Origin of the sequence: uncultured Jatrophihabitans sp. (assembly GCF_964244045.1) — a bacterium.
Taxonomy (GTDB): domain Bacteria; phylum Actinomycetota; class Actinomycetes; order Mycobacteriales; family Jatrophihabitantaceae; genus Jatrophihabitans.
Genome location: NZ_CAXTHK010000033.1, coordinates 15459 through 39102, shown reverse-complemented (window position 1 = coordinate 39102; position 23644 = coordinate 15459). Strand labels below are relative to the sequence as shown.

Sequence of the window (23644 nt, the reverse complement as noted above, 5' to 3'; positions counted from 1 at the left end):
TCCACCCAAAATCGTTGGCCTAGGGCCACCTCAGTAATCGAACGATTATCGCGTGGTAGCCATCTTGGTAGCCATTGGTGCATCCGCGCTCGCGACGGCTGTCCGAATAAGTGAGCTTCAAACGGCTCCTTAGTATCAGTTATCCAATAACTGAGCATATGCTCGAGGCATGGTTTCAGATGCCGGCTGGCCGCAGCTGGACTCGGAACTGCGCCCCTGGAAGCCCTCGCTCGCACCAGAGCTGGTCGCCGCGAGCCTCCGCCGCAGGCACTCGGGCTCGTACCGCGCCGCCGTCGTTCCCCTCATTGCGAACCGGACTCCTCAGCTGCCGACGGACGTCGTCGCGCTGGCTGAACAAGCCTCGGTCGAGATCGCACACTTCGATGCGGAGCTCGGTGCCGAGGTGGCGCTGTTCGCTTCCGTGCTGCTGCGGTCGGAGGCGGTCTCGTCGTCGATGATCGAGGATCTGACGTCGGGCGCGAACGCCATCGCGCTGGCCGAGCTCGGTAGTACCGAGAAGCGCAACGCTAGCGAGATCGTCGGCAACGTCGCCGCGATGAGGGCCGCGCTCGACCTGGCTGAGCACATCGATGCCGATGCGATCCTGGCGATGCATGCCGCGCTGCTCGGCGACCTGCACCCGGACATCGCCGGCCGATGGCGGGGCGAGCAGGTGTGGATCGGGGGCACCTCGTTCGGGCCTCATCAGGCGATGTTCGTCCCCCCGCATCACGAGAACGTCGAACCCCTCATCGATGATCTCGTCGCCTTCATAACCCGCACCGACATTCCGCTGTTGGCCCAGGCCGCGATCGCGCATGCGCAGTTCGAGACCATTCACCCCTTTCCGAATGGCAACGGTCGTACCGGGCGCGCGCTGATCCATTCGATGCTGCGGGACCATGGTCTGACGCAGAACGTCACCGTGCCGGTTTCGGCCGGCTTGCTCACCGACACGCACACCTACTTCGACGCACTCACGGCGTACCGCGAAGGGGAGCCTTCGAAGATCGTTCAGCGTCTGGCCGAGGCGTCGTTCGAGGCGACGACGAACGGACGTCAGCTCGTAGCGGCGCTTCGGGAGATCCGTGCGGGCTGGAACGAAACGATCAAGGCCCGTAGGGGCGCGTCGGCGTGGCGGGTCGCGGACCTAGTGCTGCGCCAGCCCGTCATCGACGCCGCCACCGTTGGTGCGGAACTCGGCATCGCGCCGCAGAACGCTCAGCGCGCCATCGCCCCGCTTGCGGGGGCTGGCGTCCTGACCGAGTTCACCGGCTTGCGGCGCAACCGCATGTGGCAGGCACGCGAGGTGCTCACAGCTTTAGACGGCTTCGCCGCTCATGCCGGCCGGCGTAGGTAGCGCCAAACGCCGAAAATGGACGCGGTATAACCGTGAGGATGGCTACTGATATACGCGACGGACTACGTGGCTCGGGACGCACACACGCGATCGGCTTCGCTCTAACGCTTAGGTCACCTGTCAACTGGACCCGCAGTAGTACCAAAGGTCGCAAAACTGAGTACCCCGAGGACAAGCGACGCCAGAACCGCGCTTGAGCTGCGGCGCTCCCGGCGCTCGGCTGGTCCTTGCGCGGTCACCGATTCCATAAACCATCGAGGCCGCCATCAGCTGTCTCTCGGCCAGGGCGTCAGCGGGCCATGAGCACTACGATCGGTTCGGCCAACCACACTGGCACCTTAATGAAGCAACCCGCCAAACGCCATCTGACGGGGCGTTCCATGCGCGCGACAAGTCCGGCACCCCGCAGCTATGGTCATAGCCGTCTGGGTGTTGATCAACCAACGAGGTATGAGCGAGGTTAGAATGCGGCGCATGCCAATGGCATTGCTGGACGCGCTCGACCTAATAGGCGCCTCTAGCGCGGAAGCCGCTACACACCGCAATCTGATCCCGCCTGAGCCCTGGCTTGACGTCGTTGCCAACAACGCGTCGGCTGTCGCTGGCTGGGTTCGCACACGGCTTGAAGCCGGCTCTGCAAACTCGGTCGCTCCAATTTCGTCGGCGCGTAAACCGTCCCAAGGCAATCGACCCGTCGCCATCGCGGGTATCGCTGAACGTATTGCGTATCGCGCGCTCGCCGCCTACGTGCTGGATGGACAACCGCCGGCGAACCGCACAGCGGAGGCCTATCGCGACTGCGTCGTCGGCCCGATCGCCCACGCCCTCGCCGACGTTGGCCCAATATGGACGATGTCACAGGTAGCAATCAGCCACGTCGTCGAGTCCGATATAACCGCCTTCTACCAGTATGTCGACCACGAACTTCTGCATGATGAGCTGGTCCTTCAGACGGGGCGAGTAGAGGCTGCGGACTTTCTATGCGATCTGCTCGTTGAGATACAAGGTGCCAAGTACGGCCTGCCGCAACTGCTGGATGCCTCGGACGAGTTGTCAGAGGTGTATCTCCGAGTAATGGACCGCGACGTGATTCGGCGCGGACATGAACTTTGGCGCTATAACGATGACTTTCGGATCACGGTCACCAGCTACGAACGCGCGCAAGACGCCATGGAACAACTCGCGGAAGCGGCACGGCGTATCGGCCTCGTCTTGAGTGACCATAAGAGCTACATCACTCGTTTCAGGAACTACCTAGTTCGATACGTCGACGTCGACGTGGACGCTGACGCTGTCGCTTTGGACCCGCAGGATGTCGAAGCCGCTGTCGTCGACTACGCGCACCTAGACGACGACGATAGCCTCGAGGTAGCTATATCGACCTTGGCCCGCCTCGACGCAGCGCCCAATGATGTAGTTCGGCTGGATCTAAAGAATTTGACCGCTGAAGACCTGCGCTTTCTTCGTCGCGCCATAGGCACGCTTACGCGGCTAAAACGGCCGGAGGGTCTTAAGCGAGTCAATCACCTATTTTTGTTCGCTCCCGCGCTGACGCCACGACTGGTGGAGTACCTGATCGCCCTTTATCCTCTGGAGCCGGTCGACGTCAGGACCATCTGGACGGCGCTTACCAGCAACAACGGCAGCTCGTTCAGCGAGTGGCAGGCAACCTGGCTGCTGTACGCAGCGCGGCAGCTCGGTCTGCTGAACAATCCAGCCGCCGTCAGTTGGGCGCAGCACCAGCGTGGACGGGTTCCTGGCGGGTTGCTCGCCGCCGAGTCATCGTTCGCGCTTGCACAGGTCAATAGCATTGCGTTCGCGGACCTGGACAACGCCCTGCGTAGCGAGCCGGACGCCTTAGCGCCTTGGTATGTGCTCGGCGTCAAGGCGCTCGCCGCCGCAGGAGTGGTCACAGCGGCCAAGCTTCAAGCCGTTAAAGACTCCTCCCCCATCTTCAAAATTCTCTTGGAGAGCTGACCGATGACGCCCGCCATCAGTCCCCGGCACGCTGTTACCGAGCAGGCCGTTAGGTCGATATTGCACACCGTTGCGGACCTGCGTTCAAGACCAGCCGCAGCAACAAGCCGGGGGCGCACAGCTGCAACATCGCAAATCGCCGAGCAGGGTGCACTATTGCGTATTGTGTCCATCACTGAGGCTTACCTGGACTCGCTTTCGCTGCAAGAGGTGATACGTACAGTGCCGCCCTCGCCTATGACAACCAAGCTGCTTGAAACGTTTGAAACGTCGACGACCACGACGTGGAGGGGGCGCGAGCAAGCTTACAAATCGCATCACGGTGTCGACCTCACAAAGTGTGCACAATGGAAGGAACTGCAGGGTGCAATTGACGTTCGAAATTCCATCGCGCATGCGCTTGGGCGAGTAACGGCGTTTCTACGTCGCAACAGCCAACTAGCTTCTAAGGTGAGCGGCATCGACGTCACTATTTCCAATGGCCACATGCACCTTAGCGACGCAAGTGTAGATAAGGTCGCTGCCCTTTGTACGGAGTTCATCTATGACGTGGACTCCAGGGTGCCTATCCCGTGATCGGTCAATCCCAACGTGCCCTGGTGGCTCGTCTCGTCGCTGACTGCCTGACGCGGCCGCATCCGTAGTTCTGACTCCAATTTTAGTTTCCGTCGTGGAGGCAATTTAGCCAGCGTTGCAACGGGCCAGCGGCTTCGAGTGACGTCGACGTCGTCGCGTTCGGCGATCAGGACTCTGCTGGTAGTGACAGATCGACACCGCCCCTTCATCTGCGCCGACGAGATGAGACGTCGGCCGGGCATTGCTACGGATCTTGCGTTGATCGGGGTTAGACAAGTGCGTTCTGTGAACGTGTGCAGCGCGGCTCGACGGCCGGTAGCAACTCTTGGACGGTCCGGAACGAGGGACTGGCCGCGTTCGTGGGCTAAAGCTAAAGCGACCGGAGGAAGTCGTCTTCAGTCATTACTTCAATGGCTTGACCCTTGGCTTGGAGCGCGAATGCCTTCGCTGCGCGGGCCGTGATGTCGCTTCCGGGCCTCAGCACCGCGGGGTCGATCTCGCCGACCACCAGCACGTTCGTCCGCTTGGTGACACCCTTCTCCGGGACGGCCCCAGCTGACGCCAGTTGGTCCCAAGCAGTTTGCCGGGTCATGGACATTAACCCCCCGGTGAGAACCACGACCTGGCCGTACAGCGGGTGATCCGGATCGGCGTCAGGATTGACGTCCGGCCGTACTAACCCGGTCTTGCGCAACGCGTCGATGGAGGCGCTGTAACTTCCGACTTCGATGTGTCCCATGCGCACGGTGAGTCGCTCTGCCAGTTCGGTGATCGAGTGCGCTTGATGCTCGCTGGCCATCGCCACGGCGATTCGGGCTGTCGCCTCGGCGTCCTCGAGCGGGTTGTAGTGCTGTTCGAAGGTGAACCCGCACTGGTCGGCCACGAAGGACAGCCGATAGGACGGGAGCGGGTAGGCCCGCCGGGCAGCCATTTGTACTGAGAAGAAGTGGAGTCGTGGCCAGTCGATCTCTTCGGCCACGCACGCCTGCCGGATCACTCCGAGGTTGAACGAGGCATTGAAGAAGACCACGAGATCGTTGCCTACGAACTCCAGCATCGCAGCCAGCACCTCTGTCCACTCCGGACTGTCCTCGACGGCACGCGCGTCGACGCCATGTAAGGCTGTGTTGACGCGATTGAAGTGTCCGAACACCTCCGGGGGGCGGATCAGCATGTCGCGGCGTTCCGCAACGCGCCCGTCACGGACTCGAACCAGGCCGATCCAACACGGTGAACCACGGTGGCCGTTCGCGGTCTCGAGATCTACAGCCGTGAAATCCAGACTCATCTCACCCCCTCCCTCATCGTCGGGCTGGCCGCGTTGGCGTCTGCACGGATAGGTATCAGAGCGTGCCAATTAATTCGTGCAGCAGACCCTAATCATGCATCCGCGCCCTGGCCGGTCAGCGGTGATGCGCTCAATATCGACAGATTTCTGCGCGCAACGCTGTTGGATCCGCACAGCCGCAACCGCCGAAAAATGGCCTTCAGTAACGCGCCACGCACGACTCGCGTCCGGCCGAACGCGCCTTCCGGCTTCCCGTGCTCCGTCTGCGGTGTGATGCTCTGTGCGTGACGATCACGGATGACGCCCCACGACGACTGCCAAAAGGCGCGAACGTTGCGTTGCGGGAACTGGAAGGAGGTCTGGGGTCGGTCACGGTGGTGTTGGAGACGCGCACCGAGGCAGAACGCCCGGTAGAGGCTGACGTCAGTGTGTTGCTGCTCGGAGCCGACGGGCGGGTGCGGTCGGGTGACGACCTCGTCTTCTACAACCAGCCCATCGCGTTGGGCGGAGCTGTTCATCTACGGGACAAGGCTCGACTGGACAGCGTCGAGCAGGGCGCGGTGACGTCTATCGATGTGGTGACGCTGGATTTAGACGATGTGCCGGACGCGGTCGAGCGGATTGTCGTGTCCGCGAGTGTGGATGGGTCGGCAGGCACGACCTTCGGTGACGTTGCCGGGCTGGGGATGCGGGTCCAGCGGACTGCTGACGCGCACGATCTGCTGACATTCGACATCGCTGATGCGACGGCTGAGACCGCGCTGCTGGTCGGTGAGTTCTACCGCCGTGACGGCGAGTGGCGGGTCAGGGCGGTCGGCCAGGGTTACGCCGGAGGTTTCGCTGCCTTGGTCGCCGACTACGGCGTTGAGGTGGACTCGGCGGGCAACGGGGACGAACAAGACATCGACGGCGCCGCGACACCCATTTCAGAGCTCGACTTAACCCCGGACCTGTCGGAAGGTGCGATGTCAGCCCCACCCGACGAGCTTGAGGAATCCTTGCCTGACGTCGGTGAGCAGCCAGCAATACCGAGACCGGTGTCCGTCCGCCGGCCGAGCCGTGCACCCAAGTTCCCCGCAGCCTGGGACGAGACGATCCCCGCTGCTGACGGCAACGATTGGCAGCGGGCACGGCTCTTTCCTGTGGCGGGTATTGGACGAGGCGAGGAGCAAGAACGCCGTGCCACCTCCGCGCTGCTGGCGGTGATGAGCACCGTTCGCGAGTTTGGTCGCGCGCTGACCAGCAGGTACGGCGCTCCGGCCGGCGCGATAGCTACCTACGTGGAGGTTCCCTTCGGTCAGGATGAAGAGGCTTACCGACCTGACGGCCTGGTGCGCATCACGCGTGGCGCGAAGGAGTGGACCGCGCTGGTTGAGGTTAAGACAGCGGACGGGCGGCTCAAGACCGAGCAGATCGACCACTACGTCGACATCGCACGCGCCCGGTCCTTCGACGCCGTCATCACCATCAGCAACGAACTCACTGGCGCTGATGTCGATCACCCCGTTAGCATCGACCGCCGCAAGCTCCGCAATCTTGCCCTCGTTCACGTGTCGTGGGACCAGATCCGCACTGAGGCACTTCTGCTGGCTCGTCACCGGGGCGTCCCCGACGCGACCCAGCAGCATGTTCTGGAAGAGTTCATCCGTTATATGAACCACCCCGGATCGGGCATGGCCGGGTTGACTGACATGGGCCAGAACTGGGTGAAGGTCCGCGACGGCGTCAAAGCTAAGACCGCACGGAGCACCGACAAACCGACGGCGGACGTGAGTGCCCGTTTCGATCAACTGATCCAACACGTGGGTCTACAATTGTCCAGCATGCTTGGGGTCAGCGTGCAGCCGGTCGCACCCCGGAACGCACCGGACAACGCTAGTCGCTGCCAGCAACTCGCAGATTCCGGCCTACTGTTCGGCTGCTTGCGCGTGCCGGGCGCGGTCGACCTCATCATCCTCAACGCTGACCTGCGGGCTGACCGGGTGGGCGCGTCCATCACCGTCCAAGCACCTCGCGGTGACACTCGACCCGCAACCCGAGTGTCGTGGCTGCTTCGCCAGCTTCCGGACGCGGCTCACGACATGATCCGGGTCGAGGCGCTTCTCGGGGGACGACGCGGCGACTCGACCGTAGAGCTGCTCGGCAAGTTGCGCAGCGACCCGGCAAAATTGCTACCCGCCGACCAGAGCGATATTCGCGCCTTTCGGCTCAGTCTTGACCTGCCGATGGGCACCAAGCGCGCCTCCGGCACCGGCACACTCATCCATTCGATAAAGGCCGTCAGCACGACCTTCTATGCCGATGTGGTTCAGCACCTACGCTCCTGGACACCGCCGCCGAGGGCTTGAACCGCCGACTAGGCCGGCCGGAGTGCAGCCTCGACAGCTAAGTGATCCATATGCGCGTCCGCATCGCAGGTGGCGTCTGCGCATATCGACGGATATCTCGACCCGCGTCCGGTCGAGTGTGATCTAGCGGTGCCGGTGTAGTGAGTCGGCGATGAGGTCGCAGAGCCGGTTCACAGTGCCAGCGATAGATGAATCAGCGGTCTCGAACTCGGAGCGTGCTCGTTCAACACCCGAGCCGAGCTCGTCCCACGTAATCCAAGCGACGACCTCAGCGATCCGGGCCGCTAGGTCTTCAAGGGTTGAGGGGTGGTGTTCGGTCTGGTCGACGACTCCGACAAGCGAGGAGGCGATTGCCTGTTCGGGGCTCATGCGCCCGAGCTTTTTGATCGGCACAGGTGGTGGTGTCGGGATGATCAGGAGCAGCAGCGGAATGCGAGAGCCTGCCTCGCGTGTGACGGCTACAAACTCTCGGGCAAGTTGTTCCTGTTGAAATGATCCTTGCCGTAGACGCTTTGCTTCGATGAGGGTGTGCGTGTGTGGGCCGACGAGTGATGCGTCGGGCTGAACCACTAGCTGTTGCTGGTAGCTCTCGGCACTGGGGCGGAGCTTGACTTCCGGAGGCAAGACGACCAGGTCGGATGCTTCTATATCATCGACAGCGCTTGCTCGGGCGGCATCGGCTCCATGGGCGGCTCTGAGCACCGTGCCGAGAAATCGAGATCGCGGTAGGAAATCGAGCGCAAGCAAGGTTTCGGCGACGAGCACGTTCTCGTAACCGATGCCGCCGCGACGGTAGTCGCGGATCGACTTGCCGACCCAGGACAGCTCGTCGAGTAGGCGGCCGATCACTGAGCTGGTTAGCGGGGTCGCTTCGGCGTCGGGCACCGATCGATGATGCGCCCTACCTCGGAGTTTTGCGCTCCGGACCCGGCCGGATCGTTCGTACGGCCCGCGTCATAGCCGTCCACGTAGGTCGTGCGGTGTCTCCGGCCGAGGTGTTGAACAGAGCGACGGTTCGGGCGTTTGGCACCCACGTCGCTGCGGCACAGTGGTCGCCCGGGCAGGCATACGAGATGTTCGGCATGCGTGTCAATGACGATGACCGCGCACTCGTTGCAGCGATCTTGCGGATCAGGGCCAATGGGTGCCTTCCTTGATCAGCAAACTGTCGACCTGGATGCTTGTGCGCGTGACCGAGACGCCGCCCTTCACCCCGCGACACCTTGCCAAGGGTGCCAACATCGCCTTGCGCGATCTCGACGCCACCGTCGGTGGCGTTACCGTTGTCCTAGATACGCAAGCGACGGGCGGGCGCGTTGTCGATGGCGACGTCAGCGTCCTGCTGCTGGGTCCGGATCGGAGTGTCCGGTCAAGCGACGACTTCATCTTCTACAACCAGCCCATCGGCCTCGGTGGCTCCATCAGCCTGGGGGCCAAGATCCGCGCTGAAGCGGACGGCGAAGACGGCGCCGGAGACGTGACGGTCTCGGACACCATCACAGTCGAACTCGATGCAGTGCCGGACGGGGTCGAGTGCATCGTCGTTGCGGCCAGCCTCGATCCCTCCGCTGGAACGACGTTCGGCGACGCCGCACGCATTGCCATGCGCGTACAACGCACGTCCGATGCCGAGGATCTCGTTCTGTTGGAGATCAATGACGTCACAACGGAGACCGCCCTGCTGTTTGGCGAGTTCTACCGACGAAACGACGAATGGAAGCTCCGCGCCATCGGACAGGGCTACGACGGCGGTCTCGCCAGTCTTGTCACCGAACACGGCGTCGACATCGCCGACGGACCGCCCGCCACATCGCTCGACGCCGACCTATCAGAAGGGCACGCGGACCCGTCCCCTGGCGGGAGTCCGATGTCGGCCGCGACCAAGAACGCCCCGCCGGCATCAGATCGGCGGGGCCTCGTCGACACGCGGCCACTGGTGGTGCCGTCTCGAGGTAAGGCCGTATCGGTGCGCCGAGCTCCCGGCACGCGCCAAATCCATGCTCACGTCGTCGATGGGACGCGACTGAAGGTTGAGGTGGAGTCGGACCAAGGGGCGACGCTCGTATTGGTCGGAGGCATCACCGACCTCGAACCTACGGTCGAGAGCAGCGGCGTTCTCGGGAGCAACCCTGCGCTCGTCAGCAACCTGTGGGCGTTCGCCAAGACGTGGTACGAGGGGAACATAGCCTCACTCGACGATGCTCTCGGATTGGTGGACCCGGAGGAGCAGAGGGCGGCGCTCAAGGTCGCCGCTGAGCGGAAAAAGGCTGCGACGAAGCGCGCGGAAACCTTTGCGAAAGTCGCACAGTGGATTGCCGACGTCGCCGACGACGTCTCACCGCACGAGCCCGAATTCGGCTGGTGCTCGTCGTGTTACTTCAAGACGGAGCACCGCAAGTCCAACCGGCCGGCAGGGCAGCTCCCCGTCTACGTGTGCCAGGGTTGCGGATCGCCAACCTTGCCGTGCGTGGCGCCTCGCTGCGATAACATGGCCGTGCGTGAGCGCGGAGCGCTTCGGGTCCCGCAGTACTGCGCCGAGCATCGCCACGACATCACCGGTTTCGAAAAGGCCCACCATCGCATTGGCGAGTTGCACGACTATGAAGCGTTCCTGAAGTATGAGAAGCCAGACCTCAGCAAGGCGACGAAGCTTGCCGGAGTAGGTATCGTCGGCTTAACTGCAGCGGCTCCGTTGGCTCTTCTCGCTGCGCCGGCGATCGGCGGCGCGATCGGTTCCATGGGGATATTCGGCGGTCTATCCGGGGCGGCAGCCACTTCACACGGCCTCGTTCTTCTCGGCGGAGGCACCACTGTCGCAGCCGGCGGTCTGGGAATGGCCGGAGGTACGACCGTCGTCACCGCCGTCGGTGCCGCGGTCGGAGGAACGCTGGGCGCCTCCATCTCGAATGCCTACCTCCGCGAGGACAAGTCGTTCCGGATCGAACTTCTCCGTCCCGGCAAGGGCGGTGTTCCCGTCATTGTCGCGAACGGGTTCCACACCGAGGGAGACAACGAGCGGTGGGGCGGCTGGCGAGCCATCGTGGACACGAAGTACCCCAATTCACCGGTGTACCGGGTGCGGTGGGGTTCCAAGGAACTCAAGGACTGGGGGAGCATGGTTCGGACAGCCGCAGGTGTCGGCGCCATCAGGGTTGCCGCCGCGACGGCAACCAAGGCCGGCGCCAAGTTCTTCGGTCGTGCCGTCGCGACCCCGATGATGGCTGGTGATCTCGCCAAGAACCCGTGGCACGTCGCGAGGAACCGGGCGGACAAGACGGGCGTCATCCTGGGCGACCTTATCGCGAGGACGGACACGGAGTCGTATGCCCTGGTCGGGCACAGTCTTGGCGCTCGGGTCATGGTTGTCGCTGCGGAGGCTCTCGGTACTAAGCCGGGTGGCCCCCGGATTCAATCCGCTCATCTTCTCGGCGCCGCCATAAGGGCGCAGAGCAGGCAGAGCAACTGGGACGCGTTGACCGCCGCTGTAGATGAAGCTGTCTACTGCTACTACTCGGCGAACGACGGCGTCCTGAAATTTGTCTACCAGTCCATTCAGGGTGGACAGTCTGCAGCTGGGCGCGTCGGCTTCAAGCCTGCTGCGAAAAAACTCGTCAATGTCGATGTCTCAGAATCCGTCAAGTCGCATTTTGACTACCAGGACGATGTCCGACTGCTCTGACCCGTGAAATCAGCGGCCATTGTCACTTGGACAGAATCAAGCACGCGACGATCGACCTCGTTCCATTCGCGTAGGGGCGAGCGCACGCTATTATTCGCCGGCTATATCGAGGGGTATTGCGCTCAGGTCCAGAGCGTCTTGGCCATTCGATCGGCGGCTTCCTGGGCGAGTGCAGGCATCACGTGGCTGTAGATGTCGGTGGTAGTGCGCATTTGGCTGTGGCCGAGCAGCTCCATGACCACGCGCGGGTGAACGCCGGCGGTCAGCAGAAGAGTCGCTGCCGTGTGGCGGCCGTCGCGCAGGCGAATGTGCCGAACGCCGGCACGCTGGAGGAGCTTCACCCAGGCCTCATAGTCCGAGTGCTTGTCCAGCGGCCGGCCGTTGGGCTGGGCGAAGACGATGTCCCAGTCCTCCCAGTCCGTGCCGGCGACCAGTCGTTCCGTGGCTTGGGCCACGCGGTGCCTGCGCAGCGCCTCGATCAGCGGCGCCGGCACAGCGATGGTGCGGCGACTGCGATCGGTCTTGGGTTCGGTGAAGACGAGTCCCTGGCCGGGGACGCGGTGGAGACCGCGACGCACCGATAGCCGTGCACCGTCGAGGTCGATGTCCTTCCACTGCAAACCCAGCGCCTCGGACTGCCGGAGTCCGAGGGCCAGTGCGACTGTCCAACGGGCCGCGTTGCGCTGACCTTCGGCCGCGGCGAGCACGCGCTTGCACTCCTCGACGTCCAGCGGCTCGGGCGTTTTCGCCCGCTCCTGTCGCGGCGGTTCGACCAGAGTCGCCACGTTGCGGGCAACCCGCTCGCGTTGCATCGCGATCTTCAGGGCTCGGTGCAACATCCGATGCACCCGCAGAACGGAGGCGGGGGAGAGGCCCTTCGCCAGAAGCTGCTTGTACGTCTGCTCGAGGTCCTCGGGTTGCAGCTGGTCGAGCCGTCGCTTGCCGATGTAGGGCACCACGTGCATCCGGATGAGGGCGCGATAGGTGTCGAGCGTGCGCTCCCGCACCCGGATCGCGGCAATGTTGTCGGCCCAGTACGTCAGCCAGTCCTCAACAAGCATCGACCGTCCGGATGCGGCTGCGACGCCGGCGTCGCGTTTGATCTCGAGCTCCTTGACCTTGGCGACCACGGCGGCTCGCGTCGCTGCGGACACGTGGCGTCGGTCGCGGCGGCCGTCGCCCTTAGAGCCCATCGACACGAAGCCGTGCCATCGACCGTCGGCATTCTTGACGATCGTGGAACGCCCGTTGGCGCCTCGTCCGGCCATGGTGCTCTCCCTTCGCTGCCTGTTGATGCTCCGCCCTACCTCTGACAGGAGCAATGCCGTTACGCCGCGGAATCTCCGTCAGACTCTGAGATGTCGACGGCGAACAGAGCGCGCCCGCTGGCATCGGTCACGCGGCGCCACCGTCTTGTCGCCTTCGAGGTGGCCGGCGGCAGATCGGGCTGTTTCGCAGCGTCGAGGCGGGTCACGTAGCGCTCGAGCTCGGCCCACGAGAGGCGACACGCACGTGCGACGTGCACGGGATGCAGCTCGCCGTCCTTGATCAGCTGGTAGACGGTCGTGCGTCCAATGCCGAGCATTCTGGCTGCCTGAACGATGGTGAGCAGCATCTGCTCGTCGGTGTAGTCGCTGTCGTGGTTCATCGGTGCGGTCCTCCTCGTGAGATGGATGGGTTGCCAAACGCGTTTGCGTAGTTCGGTGGGGGAGCCGGGGGAGTCGGTGTCACGGCGGCTCGCTCATGAGGCGTCCGACGCGTCAGCTCCAACGCCTCTGGGCAGGCGTTGGCGAGTCGGTAGTCCAGCGACCGCCCGGCGTACGTCTCCGGCAACGGCCGTTCGGCGATCAACTCGGGTAGCCGGGTCTCGACGTCGAAACCGGCTGCCTCGGCGCGCGTGAACGCCCGCGCCAGGACCGGCCAGTGCGGGTCGTCCGCGAGACCAGGCGCGACTCGATCGATCAGCGGCCGCCAGCGATCCGTTTCGCCGAGGAGGTCGCCGACGGCAGCCTCGACCTGCGCCTCGAGCTGACGCTGATGAACCGCGTCATCGTGGTCGAGTGGTCCGCACGGACGGAAGTCCGAGACATCGACGTTGTGCGCCACTCGCCAGACAGTGACCTGCCCGGCAAGTGTCGGTTCCTTTTGCTGCAGCGCCGACGCCCACCGCGTGTCCGGCAGCGTGTCGGCAAGAGCGTCGGCACGCTCGAGGACCTGCGTGAAGCGGAGCGACAGATACTCGTCCCAGATGGGATCTCCGGTCATCGGCAGTGCTGGCAGCCACGGCAGCGGCGCGGCGCCAACTTCCGAGTGCACGGGCACCGACTCGACCGTTGATCGGTATCGCGCGCAGGCCGTCCGCAGCCGGGCCGAGGGGTCCTCGTCGAGGCGGCGCTGCGTCGTCGCCGAGCGCTTGGCGCTTTCTCGGGCCAGGATCCGCTCGAGCAGCTCGATGCTCGTCGACGGGTGAAGGGCCTCCGGTGTGATGGCCGCATGACCATCGGTCGCCGAGCTCACATCGAGATAGACGTGGTTGCCTAGCCGACCGCGCGACATCGCCACGTACAGCGACTCGCGATCCTCGTCGCCGGTGAGCACGGTGTGGCAAGTGTCGGCGGTGCTGCCCTGCGCGAGGTGGATCGTCGTCGCGTAACCGAGCTCGACGTAGCGGTGCACGTAGCCGGCCGGCAGGGTGATCGAGCGTCGGGTGTCGGCGTGCGTGACCCGCAGGCCGCAATCTTCTCGTACGGCGTCGACTTGCCACCGGTCGCCGTTCTTCACCCAGTCGCTCGCGGTGATCGGCAGTCGCCGGTCGTTATGGCGAGTGACGATCGTGTCGCCTGCGCTCGCGGCAGTGCCGTCGTGCAGCCGTGCCTGTTCGGCCGGCGCGCCTCGCACGTCGATCCGGTCGGCCTGGGCGCGGATGTTCAGCTCGCGGACGATCCGGTTGGTACGCGCGAGCAGGATCGAGTCCCGTCCGGTCTCTCGATCGACCCGCCATGCTGCGTAGGCCTGCTCGACCGTCGAGGCGTGATCGCCGGCGTGCACGCGGTCGTGGTCGAGGTAGTAGCCGAGCGCGACTGAATTTCCGACGCGGAGGGCCAGTGACGCACGTCCTTCGAGCGGGTCGACGAAGCGCACCAACGTCTCGAGGCTGGCCGCACCGGCCGTCTCGGCAATGTCCCGCAGCACCCCGCCGGACGCGACGTGCGCCAACTGCTTGGTGTCACCGACGAGCCGGACGCTCGCACCGCGCTCGAGCGCGAAGGCGATGACGCGATCCAGTCCTGGCGTGCCAGCGGCGCCGGCCTCGTCGACGATCAGCAGCGTCCGCTCGTCGATCGCGTCGACCCACCCGGGACGAGCGTTGTGGTCGAGAGAGTGGAGGAGCTTGTCGATCGTGTCCGTCGGCCTACCGATCGCGCGGCGCAGCTTGTCCGCGGCGCTGCCCGTCGGAGCGAGCCCGACCACTGTGCCTCCATCGTCCGTCCACGCAGCCGCGAGCACACCGAGCGCGGTCGTCTTTCCCGACCCGGCCGGTGCGATGGCGAGCTGGACCCGCCGGCCCGACATCGCAAGATCACGGACCAGCGCGGCCTGCCCTTCGTTGAGCCGCGTGCCGTTCGCGGCTGCCTCGAGCAGGGCCACGTCGACCGTCGTCCCATCCAGCGACCGGCCATCGAGCAGGGAGGCGGCGAGAAGGATGCGTTCCTCCGCGGCGAGCACGGCCGTCGAGGTGAAGAGCTGCGCCCCGGCGACGGCGAACACGCTCGACCCGTCGCGCCGGCGCAGCGTGCCCGGCTCGATCAGCTCATCCGGGTCGCCGAGACGTACAGACAGCTCGGACGACAAGGCTCGGACCAGGGTCGCCTCGACCACGACGTCGAGGTGAGCGAGCGGGACGTTCGCGTACCGGACTCGACGCTCGACCTCAGCCCGGACCACCCCGGCCCGCCAGGTGCTCGAGCTGTCCGCGACCGACCGGACGACGTCCGCAGCGGTCCACGCGACCCACCGGTCGTCGATGGTCGCCTGAGCCTCGATCGGCGCCGGCGCCACCTGGGTTCCGACGGCAGCGAGCATGGCCGCTACTGACTCATCGCCGCCGAGCACGGCTGACGCCTCGTCCCGCCACGCCGTGCGCTGTTCGGCCTCAGAACGTGGTGCGTGCTTGCCCTGCCGGGTGTCGGTGTTCGCGCGTCCGAACAACGCGGTCTGTTCGGCGAAGTCCGGCGCGCGACCGTGGGTGCGGCTGAACTCCGCCGCGAGCACCTGCTGCCGTGCGGTGATGTCGGCGCGGCGTTTCGACCAGAACTGCGCGAGCGCCGGGTCGACGCCGACGATCTCGCGCACCGGACGCTTGCCGCTCTCGTCCGGTCGGTCGGCGAACCGCAGACCGAGCCGAGCGGTCAGCATGGCTTCGAGCCGGGTGTTGTATCGCTCGGACGCGGCCACAGCTGCCCGGTGCAGCGGCCGACCGTCGAGCGCGAGCCACCGACCGCCGGTCGTCTGCACCTTGTTGGAGCTCGCGACGTGCGTGTGTAGGTCGGGGTCGCCGGCGCGGGAGTCGCGGTGTGTGAACGCGACGGCGAGCAGGCCCCGCGCGTCGACCTGCTGCACGCCGTTGGCGCCGACTCGTGTGTAGACCGCCTCGCGCTCGAGCCAATCAATGACGTCGCGGACGGCCGCGTCGTGTGCGGCCGCCACCTCGCGCGCCAGCGCGGGATCGGCAAGCGCCCACAAGGTCGACACGCTCTTGACCGGCGAGAACGTCAGGTCGTAACCGGCGACCGGCTGCGCACCGGGTCGCGAGGCGCCGATGACGTAGTCGGTGAGCTCCCGCGCATCGGCCGGCTCGCGGCCGTGATCACGGGCGAACCATTCGCGACCCAGCTCGGTCCGCAGCTCGGCCCGGACGTCGTCGGCGATCGCCGCGCCGGGACGTTCACCGTGGTTGCGGTTGTACTGGACGAGGTGGCGGGCCAGCTCGTGGCGGAACTCGCTGCTCGCGGACCGGACCGCGAACGGTCGGCCGAGCCCCGTCGACGGAGATTGGGCGCCGTCGACGAGTGCCGCCTGCTCGATCGCGTCGGCGTTCGGGTGCCGCCCCTGGCCGAACAGCGCCACCATCTGCGCCTCGTGCACCCGGTCACCGGCGCTCGGCTTGTGCAGCGTCATCATCGCGCCGCGTCCGATCGGGTCGTCGTCATGGCCTGCCTCCGGGAGTGAGATGTCCTCGCACCCGGGTAGGGCGCTTTTTTCGACCCGGACCGGACCTCCGGTCGCGAAAAAGTTTTGGGGATCTCGTTCGACATGGGGACGACGATCCGCAGACGTGTACAACTATCCGTCACCCCAAGGAACGCTGAGAAGCACGTCCGGGTCGTGTCACCCCAGCAATCCCGGGCGTCACCTGCCTCCCGAGCACCTGTGAGGATGATCTTGAAGCAGGTCCTGACGGACTTGGCAGCGAGACGGGTGACACGCGTCCAAGCAGGGTGACACGACGAGCCACTGGAGGTGACACGGCCGATGATCACAGGTGACACGACCTGGGCGCAGTCCACGGGCGGCCGAGGCGCTGAACATTCAGCTTGCTTGCGAAGCCCATGCCGAGCAGCGTCTGCAGACGTGTAGCGATCAGTGTGAGGTCGGCAGGACCTCACACGTCCCGTCAAGACCTCACGTTGCCGGGCCCCAACAAGAATTGGGCGTCACCTGCAGCTGGGGGCGCGGATGAATGATCTTGCAGACTTCGCCGGCAGACCTGCTCGACGACCATTCGAGGCGACCTCATACCTGCCCGCAATCGGACCTCACACGTGGTCGGGTCGCACGTCGAGCCCGTTGTGCCGGATCATTTGGCCGGCTGCCTCATACGATTGCCGCTGAGGTGACGCATGAAAGACGTTCTGATCCGCGACGTCCCGGACGCCGTGTTGGCCGCGCTTACTGCCAATGCTCGTCGGCTCGGTGTGTCGCGGACCGAATACCTGCGTCGGTTACTGGTCCAGGACGCTGAGCGGGCAGACCGTCGAGTGACCGGCGAGGATCTCCGTCGATTCGCGACGACCTTCGCCGACCTCGCGGACCCAGACGTGGTCAGCGCTGCCTGGGATTGAGCGGCTGCGGATCTGCAACTCGAGCCGGTACTTCACGCAGAACTAACGGGCTGGTAGCTTCCTGATGATCACATCGATCCGCGGGGGATCGCTGATTCCTTGAGGTGCCCCCGTGTCGCTGGACCAGTCAGATGTTTCTGCTCCGCTCGTCGTCCAACGCTGGCGCCGGTACGGCCACGACCGCGCGTACGTCAAAGCCGGTACGCACGACCTCGGCTACCGCGACCTGCTGACCGGGGTAACCCACTGCCCGCAGCGCGCCGACGTCGAGACGGTCGAGCGCGCCACGGCGGAGATGTTCGACCACGCCACGGGTGTCCGCCGCGCCGCCGAATATCGCCATCGGCACAGCCCTGACGCCACGGACGAGCCGAAGTCGCGGCCCGCGCCGAAGCCGGCGGCCGAAGCGAAACCCGCCGACCTGCGTCCGGACCGCGACCTCGCCCACAATCAACCCGGCGAAGCGGCTCGTGAGCGAGCTCGCAACCTGCGGGACGCCGCACCGATACGAACCTTCTTCTCCCGGGCAGTCGGGGCCAAGACCGACGAACGAGCTTGGCGGATCGGTGCAGACGGTGAAGAGGACGTCGCCCGCCGGCTCGCCAAGCTCGGGGAAGGATGGCGCGTGCTTCACGCCGTCCCGGTCGGCGAACGGGGCAGCGACATCGACCACGTCGTCATCGGTCCGGGTGGTGTGTTCACCATCAACGCCAAACATCACCCGGACGCTAACGTCTGGGTAGGCGGCGGCACTGTGAAGGTCAACGGGTTCAATCAGCCCTACGTCCGGAACAGCCGGCACGAAGCGACCCGGGCAGCCAAGCTGCTGAGCGCGGCCGCAGGCGTCGAGATCCCCGTCCGTGGCGTCGTCGCCGTCGTGGGCGCGCAGCGGGGTTTCACGGTGAAGCGGCAGCCGGACGACGTGACCGTGGTGAACCGACGAGACGTCCTCAAGTACCTTCGAGAAACGCTCCCCGTGCTGGATGAGACCGCGATCGAGACGATCTACGCTGTTGCTCGGCACCTTGCGACCTGGAACTCCAAGACCGTCACCTGGCATGACTTCGTTCCCACTGACCAGAGCGCCACCTGACGAGGCCATCCCCGGCTCAGTCCGAGACCTCACACGTCCAGACCAAGCGATCACACCTCTTGCATCACCCACCTAAGGTTCCCGACGGCACACGAGCGGCGATCGGCGCCGTGGTAACCCAGAACGCGGCTGTCAACGGTTGTAGTCTTCACCGCGATGCCCGGATGTCTCGATCCAGAAGATCTTGTCGATGCGCAAGGAGTGGCGGAAATGCTCGGCCTCGCGCAACGCAACACCATCTCGGCGTACCAGCGGCGCTATCCAATGAGGCCGCGGCCCGTGGTCGATCTGAGACCGGGCCGGTGGAAGCTGTGGCTGCGCACGGAGATAGGGGCGTGGCGGTCGGAACGGCTCGCCGGGTCGGGACGGTGATGGTGGCAGCGGCCTCCGCTGCCGCGGCCGCGGCACAGATCGTTCGCGGTGACGTTCCCGGTGGGCCCAGCACCAGCCAGACGATCATGGTCTTGAGCCTCCAGCGGCTTCTGTCGGAGTTGCCGGCTGACGCTGCGGCCGAGGCGTACCGGTTGGCGGTCCTGGACGACAACGCCCTTGCAAAGGACACGACGAGTGCCCGCGAGTGGGCATTCCGCCAGCTGCGCCGCTTTTACGCTCTAAACCCCGGCTCGTTGCTATTTCGCGCGCTGCGCGACCTGTGGGGGCATGAGCCGTCTGGACAGCCGCTGCTTGCAATACTTTGCGCCCTTGCTCGGGACCCAATCCTTCGGGCATCCACCGCGGTCATCCTGGCCGCCGAGCCTGGCGCGGTCATCGCGCCGAGTGACTTCGACGCAGCTATCGAGGCGGCGTTTCCTGGCGCCTACAAGGAGAGCACGAGGCAGACCACGGCGCAGAAGATTGCATCGTCGTGGGCGCAGTCCGGGCACCTGCGTGCCGTCAAGGCAACTAAGAAGGTCCGGGCGCGGGTTCACCCAACACCCGCCGCCGCGACCTACGCTCTCCTGCTCGGACATCTCGAAGGCGCTCGCGGCCACTCACTGTTCGAGACGCTCTGGGCGCAGGTACTCGACCAACCGAAATCGCACCTTTTCGATCTCGCAGCCACTGCCTCTCAGCACGGGCTACTGGAATTTCGCAACGCAGGTGGCGTCATTGAGGTCTCCTTCCACCAGCTTCTCCGACCGTTCGACGAGAACCAGGAAGCGCTGCTGTGAGCTATGTCGACGAACTGCTCGCTGCGTACCGATCATTCGTCGCACTGCCACGGCAGCAGAATTTGGCGCCCGCGCAGCGGGTGTGGATGGCGGTCTACCCGCCGGAGTACGAGCGTCGCCTCCGACTGCACCTCCCTGACTTCGAGGTGGCGACCAAGGAAGCCCACCACTCATGGGCGCTCGTCGACATCACGACCTCGTTCGAGCGATGGATGGCGGCCCACGAGTACCGCGAGGAGTACTTCGAGTCTCCCGACCTGATGGACACCGCCCTGCCCGCCTTCTTCAAAGATCTCGTTGACGAGGTACGGCCAGAACTCGCCAACCACGCCGACCCCGAAGGCGTCATCGGTCTTCTTGGCGCGGGAACGCTCTTCGGGCTCGGCGACGCCGTCAAAGTCTCAGCCCTGCTCAACGCCGTGAACGAGGCTGTTGCCGGGCGGCTCCTCGTCTTCTTCCCTGGCGAGCATGAAGGCAACAGCTACCGGCTGCTCGACGCACGCGACGGGTGGAACTACCTCGCCATCCCAATCACACCGAGACGGAACGGTCGATGACGATCAAAAACCGAGAACTATTCGTCCACGATCCGACAGCATCGAAGATCCCCAACGACGGCGTCGCCAAGGTCGCGCGACCCGACACCGAGCAGCAGTGGGACGTGCTGCGGTGGGAGCTGCGGAGCTTCGTCTGCAATGGCCAGTACGCCCGCGGCCTCGAGCAGATCCTCGACAGCTTCCTGCGCAACCTCAGCCAGGCGCAGCAACCAGCAGTCTGGGTCAGCGGCTTCTACGGCAGCGGCAAATCACATCTCGTCCGCGTCCTCGAATACCTCTGGCGTGACGTGGACCTCCCCCAAGGCGACCGCGCCCGCCAGCTCGTGAAGCTGCCCGACGACATTCGCGATCACCTCACCGAGCTGTCCACGGCCGGCAAACGGGTCGGCGGATTGTGGTCGGCCGCCGGCCTGCTGGCGTCCGGCAAGAGCGACGCCGTTCGGTTGGCGTTCCTCTCCGTGCTCTTCGACAGCGCGGGACTCCCCGAGGAGTACCCGCTGGCGCGCTTCATGATCTGGGCGCGGGAGAACGACCACCTCGAAGCCGTCCGGGCGGCAGTCGAGGCGAAGCACCGCTCACTCGACAAGGAGATCCACGACCTCTACGTCTCTCCGATCATCGCGAAGGCCCTTCTCGAGGCTGACCCGACACTGGGCGACTCCGTGAAGGACGTGCGCGACCTGCTCAGGACACAGTTCCCTCCGACGACCAAGGACATCACCGACGAGGAGATGTTCGACGTCATGGGCGACGTCCTCCGGCTCCAGTCGACCAGCGACAGCAAGTTCCCCCTAACTCTCGTTGTGCTCGACGAGATGCAGCAGTACATCGGCGACGACAACGACAAGGCCCTCACCGTCCAGAACATCGTCGAAGGCGTCTCCGCCCGCTTCGAGAGCCAAGTCTTGTTCGTCGCCACAGGACAGAGCGCGCTCACCGCCACCCCCACCCTGCAAAAGCTGACCGACCGCTTCGCCGTCCAAGTCGCGTTGTCCGACAAGGACGTCGAGACGGTGGTTCGCGAGGTCGTACTCCGCAAGCAACCCGAGCACGTCCCCGCCCTCAAGACCGCCCTTGACGACGTCAGCGGGGAGATTGACCGCCACCTTGGGGGAACGCAGCTCGCACCGAAGGCTGCCGATAAGGCTGACCTCGTCCCCGACTACCCGCTGCTGCCCACCCGTCGCCGTTTCTGGGAGCTCGCCCTGCGCGCCATCGACCGGGCCGGCAAGGCCGGGGTGCTCCGCACTCAGCTGCGGATCGTCCACGAAGCAACCGCCCGGGTCGCCGGCCAGCCAATGGGACATGTGGTCGGCGCCGATTTCGTCTACGACGAGCAGGCGCCGGGCATGCTCCAGAGCGGGGTCCTGCTCAAGGAGATCGACGAGCTCATCCGCGGACTGCGCACCGAGGGGTCTGACGGCGAGCTCAAATCCCGCATATGCGCGCTCATCTTCCTCATCACCCAGATCCCCACCCGCACCATGGGCGGAGAGACCGGGCTGCGGGCAACCGCGCCCTTCCTCGCCGACCTGCTCGTCCAAGACCTCGGCGCCGACGGCGCCAAGCTGCGCAAGCGTGTCCCCGAACTGCTCGACGACCTGGTCGGCGCCGGCGCCGTGCAGCGTGTCGACGACGAGTACCTACTGCAGACCGAAGAAGGCGCCGAATGGGAGAAGGACTACCGCAGCCGGCTTGCGGCCGTCCGGGACGACGCCACCCGAATGAACCAACTGCGAAGCGAGCGACTCCAGCGCGCGGTCGAGTCGGCACTCGGTGGTCTGAAGCTCACTCACGGAACGAGCAAGACCCCGCGCACCATCCACCAGCACTGGGGCCAAGACGAACCGGCGCCCGGTGAAGGGGACGTGCCGGTCTGGATCCGCGACGAGTGGTCGGCCACCGAGGCGACGGTGAAGACGGCGGCCGCCGCGGCCGGCGACGAAAGCCCGGTCGTATTCGTCTTCTTGCCGAGACGCGAGGCCGACCAGATAAAGGACACGCTAGCCAGCTACGCCGCCGCTGAGCAGACGCTGCAGCGCCCGACCCCGCAGACCGACGAGGGCAAGTCAGCACAGCGCGCCATGAAGACCCGCCTGGCCACCGACGACGACCGCCTCACAACGCTGTTCGCCGAGGTCGTCTCGCACGCCCGGGTGTTCCAAGGTGGCGGCAACGAGGTCACCACCTCCTCGCTACGCGATGCCGTCGAGACCGCGGCCCACCGGTCGCTCATCCGCCTGTTCCCAAAGTTCTCCGCCGGCGACAACCCGAACTGGGCAAAGGTCGTCACCAAAGCCCGCGACGGAGCACCGGACGCGCTCGAGGCCGTCGGCCATCACGGCGAGCCGACCACCAACACCGTCTGCAAAGAGGTCCTAGCCGCGATGAGCCCCAGCGGCACCAAAGGCGGCGAGCTACACAAACGATTCGGAGCACCTGAGTTCGGGTGGCCACGCGACGCCGTCAACGGCGCCATCCTCACGCTCCTAGCCGCCGGCAACATCCGAGCCGCGCAGGACCACAAGGATCTGACCGGGCCGAAGGAGCTACCCCCCAACCAGATCGGCAAGGTCACCCTCTACAAGGAGGACGAGCCACCCACCGTCAGCCAACGGCTAGCGGTCAAGGGACTCCTGACCGCCGCCAACATCCCCTACGAGCCAGGCCAAGAAGGTGCGCAAATCCCGGCGCTGCTGCAACGGCTCAAGGACCTTGCCGGGCGGGCGGGCGGACCGCCGCCACTCCCGGAGCCGCCAGCGACGGGACACCTCGACGCTCTTTCGGCGCTAGGCGGCAACCAGCGGTTCCGTGCCGTGGCCGACAACCACACCGAACTCCGAGACTCCCTCACGCGCTGGCAAGCCGCCGACCAGCAACGGGAGAAGCGCGAGGCCGAGTGGCAACAGCTCCAGCGACTGCTACGTCACGCCGACGGCCTGCCCGTCGCCGCGACGAGCGAGCCCGCAGTCGCCGCGATCCGCGCCGGCCGCCAACTCCTGGACGAACCTGATCCAGTCGCGCCGTTGCTCCAGCACCTGACGAGCGCGCTTCGCGGTGAGGTCACCCAGTGCGCCGAGCAGCTCGCCGACGCCCAGCGCGCCGCCATCGACGAACTTGGAGCCTGGCACGAGTGGGCCAAGCTCGACCCCTCCGATCGTGACACGCTGCTCGCCGAAGCCCGGCTCGTGCGCGCGCAACCGCCGGATATTTCCACCGACACGGGGCTGCTCGAAGTCCTCGACGCCACCCCACTCAGCGGATGGCAGGACCGCATCAGCCTCGTGCCGAGTCGACACGATCAGGTCCGCCAGCGTGCGCTCGAGAAGCTCCAACCCGAGAGCGTCCGCGTCGCCCTGCCCCCGGTGACGATCACGGGCCCGCACGACCTCACCGCCTACCTCGACGACGTGCGCTCCCACGTACAGCCACACCTCGACGCCGGCAAGACCGTGATCCTCTGAGGACCGAC

At 65.4% G+C, this 23644-nt stretch carries 15 protein-coding genes; 10 read left to right on the top strand and 5 right to left on the bottom strand.

Going from position 1 to position 23644, the window contains the following annotated elements:
• Nucleotides 1-169 precede the first annotated feature (169 nt).
• The 3 genes from ACFFC4_RS18815 (at nt 170) to ACFFC4_RS18805 (ending at nt 3913) form a co-directional block, all read left to right on the top strand.
• Nucleotides 170-1360, top strand: a complete 1191-nt coding sequence (locus ACFFC4_RS18815) for a Fic family protein (RefSeq protein WP_375503711.1) — start codon at nt 170-172, stop codon at nt 1358-1360.
• A gap of 474 nt (nt 1361-1834) precedes the next feature.
• Nucleotides 1835-3337, top strand: a complete 1503-nt coding sequence (locus ACFFC4_RS18810) for an RNA-directed DNA polymerase (protein ID WP_375503709.1) — start codon at nt 1835-1837, stop codon at nt 3335-3337.
• Nucleotides 3338-3574: 237 nt separating this feature from the next.
• A complete protein-coding gene (locus tag ACFFC4_RS18805) occupies nt 3575-3913 on the top strand; it encodes a hypothetical protein (protein ID WP_375503707.1) in 339 nt (112 codons plus the stop codon).
• Between the two features lie 370 nt (nt 3914-4283).
• Here the strand turns inward: ACFFC4_RS18805 and ACFFC4_RS18800 are convergent, their stop codons facing one another.
• Nucleotides 4284-5201, bottom strand: coding sequence for an exonuclease domain-containing protein (locus ACFFC4_RS18800; protein ID WP_375503705.1), 918 nt, complete (start codon nt 5199-5201; stop codon nt 4284-4286).
• Between the two features lie 284 nt (nt 5202-5485).
• On the opposite strand from ACFFC4_RS18800, the gene ACFFC4_RS18795 reads away from it, so the two are divergent.
• A complete protein-coding gene (locus tag ACFFC4_RS18795) occupies nt 5486-7549 on the top strand; it encodes a TerD family protein (protein ID WP_375503703.1) in 2064 nt (687 codons plus the stop codon).
• A gap of 123 nt (nt 7550-7672) precedes the next feature.
• Here ACFFC4_RS18795 and ACFFC4_RS18790 read toward each other — a convergent pair whose 3' ends face one another.
• Entirely contained in the window at nt 7673-8434 is a 762-nt protein-coding gene (locus ACFFC4_RS18790; protein ID WP_375503701.1) for a hypothetical protein, read from the bottom strand.
• Between the two features lie 268 nt (nt 8435-8702).
• On the opposite strand from ACFFC4_RS18790, the gene ACFFC4_RS18785 reads away from it, so the two are divergent.
• Nucleotides 8703-11228, top strand: a complete 2526-nt coding sequence (locus ACFFC4_RS18785; protein ID WP_375503699.1) for a DUF726 domain-containing protein — start codon at nt 8703-8705, stop codon at nt 11226-11228.
• A gap of 122 nt (nt 11229-11350) precedes the next feature.
• Here ACFFC4_RS18785 and ACFFC4_RS18780 read toward each other — a convergent pair whose 3' ends face one another.
• The 3 genes from ACFFC4_RS18780 to mobF are packed head-to-tail and all read right to left on the bottom strand — an operon-like array spanning nt 11351 to nt 16409.
• Nucleotides 11351-12496, bottom strand: a complete 1146-nt coding sequence (locus ACFFC4_RS18780; RefSeq protein ID WP_375503697.1) for a tyrosine-type recombinase/integrase — start codon at nt 12494-12496, stop codon at nt 11351-11353.
• A gap of 59 nt (nt 12497-12555) precedes the next feature.
• Nucleotides 12556-12876, bottom strand: coding sequence for a helix-turn-helix domain-containing protein (locus tag ACFFC4_RS18775; RefSeq protein ID WP_375503695.1), 321 nt, complete (start codon nt 12874-12876; stop codon nt 12556-12558).
• A complete protein-coding gene (gene mobF, locus ACFFC4_RS18770) occupies nt 12873-16409 on the bottom strand; it encodes a MobF family relaxase (protein ID WP_375503693.1) in 3537 nt (1178 codons plus the stop codon). Before mobF ends, ACFFC4_RS18775 begins: the two co-directional genes overlap by 4 nt.
• Before the next feature lie 719 nt (nt 16410-17128).
• Between mobF and ACFFC4_RS18765 the strand changes: the two genes are divergently transcribed.
• The 5 genes from ACFFC4_RS18765 to brxC all read left to right on the top strand — a co-directional run bounded on the left by ACFFC4_RS18765 (nt 17129) and on the right by brxC (nt 23636).
• Nucleotides 17129-17350 (top strand): antitoxin, encoded by a 222-nt coding sequence (locus ACFFC4_RS18765; protein ID WP_375503691.1) that lies wholly within the window; start codon nt 17129-17131, stop codon nt 17348-17350.
• A 112-nt stretch (nt 17351-17462) separates the two neighbouring features.
• Nucleotides 17463-18443 carry a nuclease-related domain-containing protein gene (locus ACFFC4_RS18760; protein WP_375503689.1) on the top strand — a complete coding sequence of 327 codons (981 nt, stop codon included), beginning with the start codon at nt 17463-17465 and terminating at the stop codon, nt 18441-18443.
• A 335-nt stretch (nt 18444-18778) separates the two neighbouring features.
• Nucleotides 18779-19615, top strand: coding sequence for a hypothetical protein (locus ACFFC4_RS18755; RefSeq protein WP_375503687.1), 837 nt, complete (start codon nt 18779-18781; stop codon nt 19613-19615).
• A gap of 86 nt (nt 19616-19701) precedes the next feature.
• Complete coding sequence (locus ACFFC4_RS18750; RefSeq protein ID WP_375503685.1) at nt 19702-20172, top strand: DUF1788 domain-containing protein; 471 nt, start codon at nt 19702-19704, stop codon at nt 20170-20172.
• On the top strand, nt 20169-23636 hold the full coding sequence (gene brxC, locus ACFFC4_RS18745; RefSeq protein ID WP_375503683.1) for a BREX system P-loop protein BrxC: 3468 nt from the start codon (nt 20169-20171) through the stop codon (nt 23634-23636). The genes ACFFC4_RS18750 and brxC overlap by 4 nt, the downstream gene beginning before the upstream one ends.
• Nucleotides 23637-23644: the final 8 nt, after the last annotated feature.

What these genes read in the sequence shown, in the direction of transcription:
- ACFFC4_RS18765 (WP_375503691.1), top strand. Translation starts at nt 17,129, where the DNA reads ATGAAAGACGTTCTGATCCGCGACGTCCCGGACGCCGTGTTGGCCGCG.
- ACFFC4_RS18805 (WP_375503707.1), top strand. Translation starts at nt 3,575, where the DNA reads ATGACAACCAAGCTGCTTGAAACGTTTGAAACGTCGACGACCACGACG.
- ACFFC4_RS18780 (WP_375503697.1), bottom strand. Translation starts at nt 12,496, where the DNA reads ATGGCCGGACGAGGCGCCAACGGGCGTTCCACGATCGTCAAGAATGCC.
- ACFFC4_RS18815 (WP_375503711.1), top strand. Translation starts at nt 170, where the DNA reads ATGGTTTCAGATGCCGGCTGGCCGCAGCTGGACTCGGAACTGCGCCCC.
- ACFFC4_RS18750 (WP_375503685.1), top strand. Translation starts at nt 19,702, where the DNA reads ATGGCGGTCTACCCGCCGGAGTACGAGCGTCGCCTCCGACTGCACCTC.
- brxC (WP_375503683.1), top strand. Translation starts at nt 20,169, where the DNA reads ATGACGATCAAAAACCGAGAACTATTCGTCCACGATCCGACAGCATCG.
- ACFFC4_RS18775 (WP_375503695.1), bottom strand. Translation starts at nt 12,876, where the DNA reads ATGAACCACGACAGCGACTACACCGACGAGCAGATGCTGCTCACCATC.
- mobF (WP_375503693.1), bottom strand. Translation starts at nt 16,409, where the DNA reads ATGATGACGCTGCACAAGCCGAGCGCCGGTGACCGGGTGCACGAGGCG.
- ACFFC4_RS18810 (WP_375503709.1), top strand. Translation starts at nt 1,835, where the DNA reads ATGCCAATGGCATTGCTGGACGCGCTCGACCTAATAGGCGCCTCTAGC.
- ACFFC4_RS18800 (WP_375503705.1), bottom strand. Translation starts at nt 5,201, where the DNA reads ATGAGTCTGGATTTCACGGCTGTAGATCTCGAGACCGCGAACGGCCAC.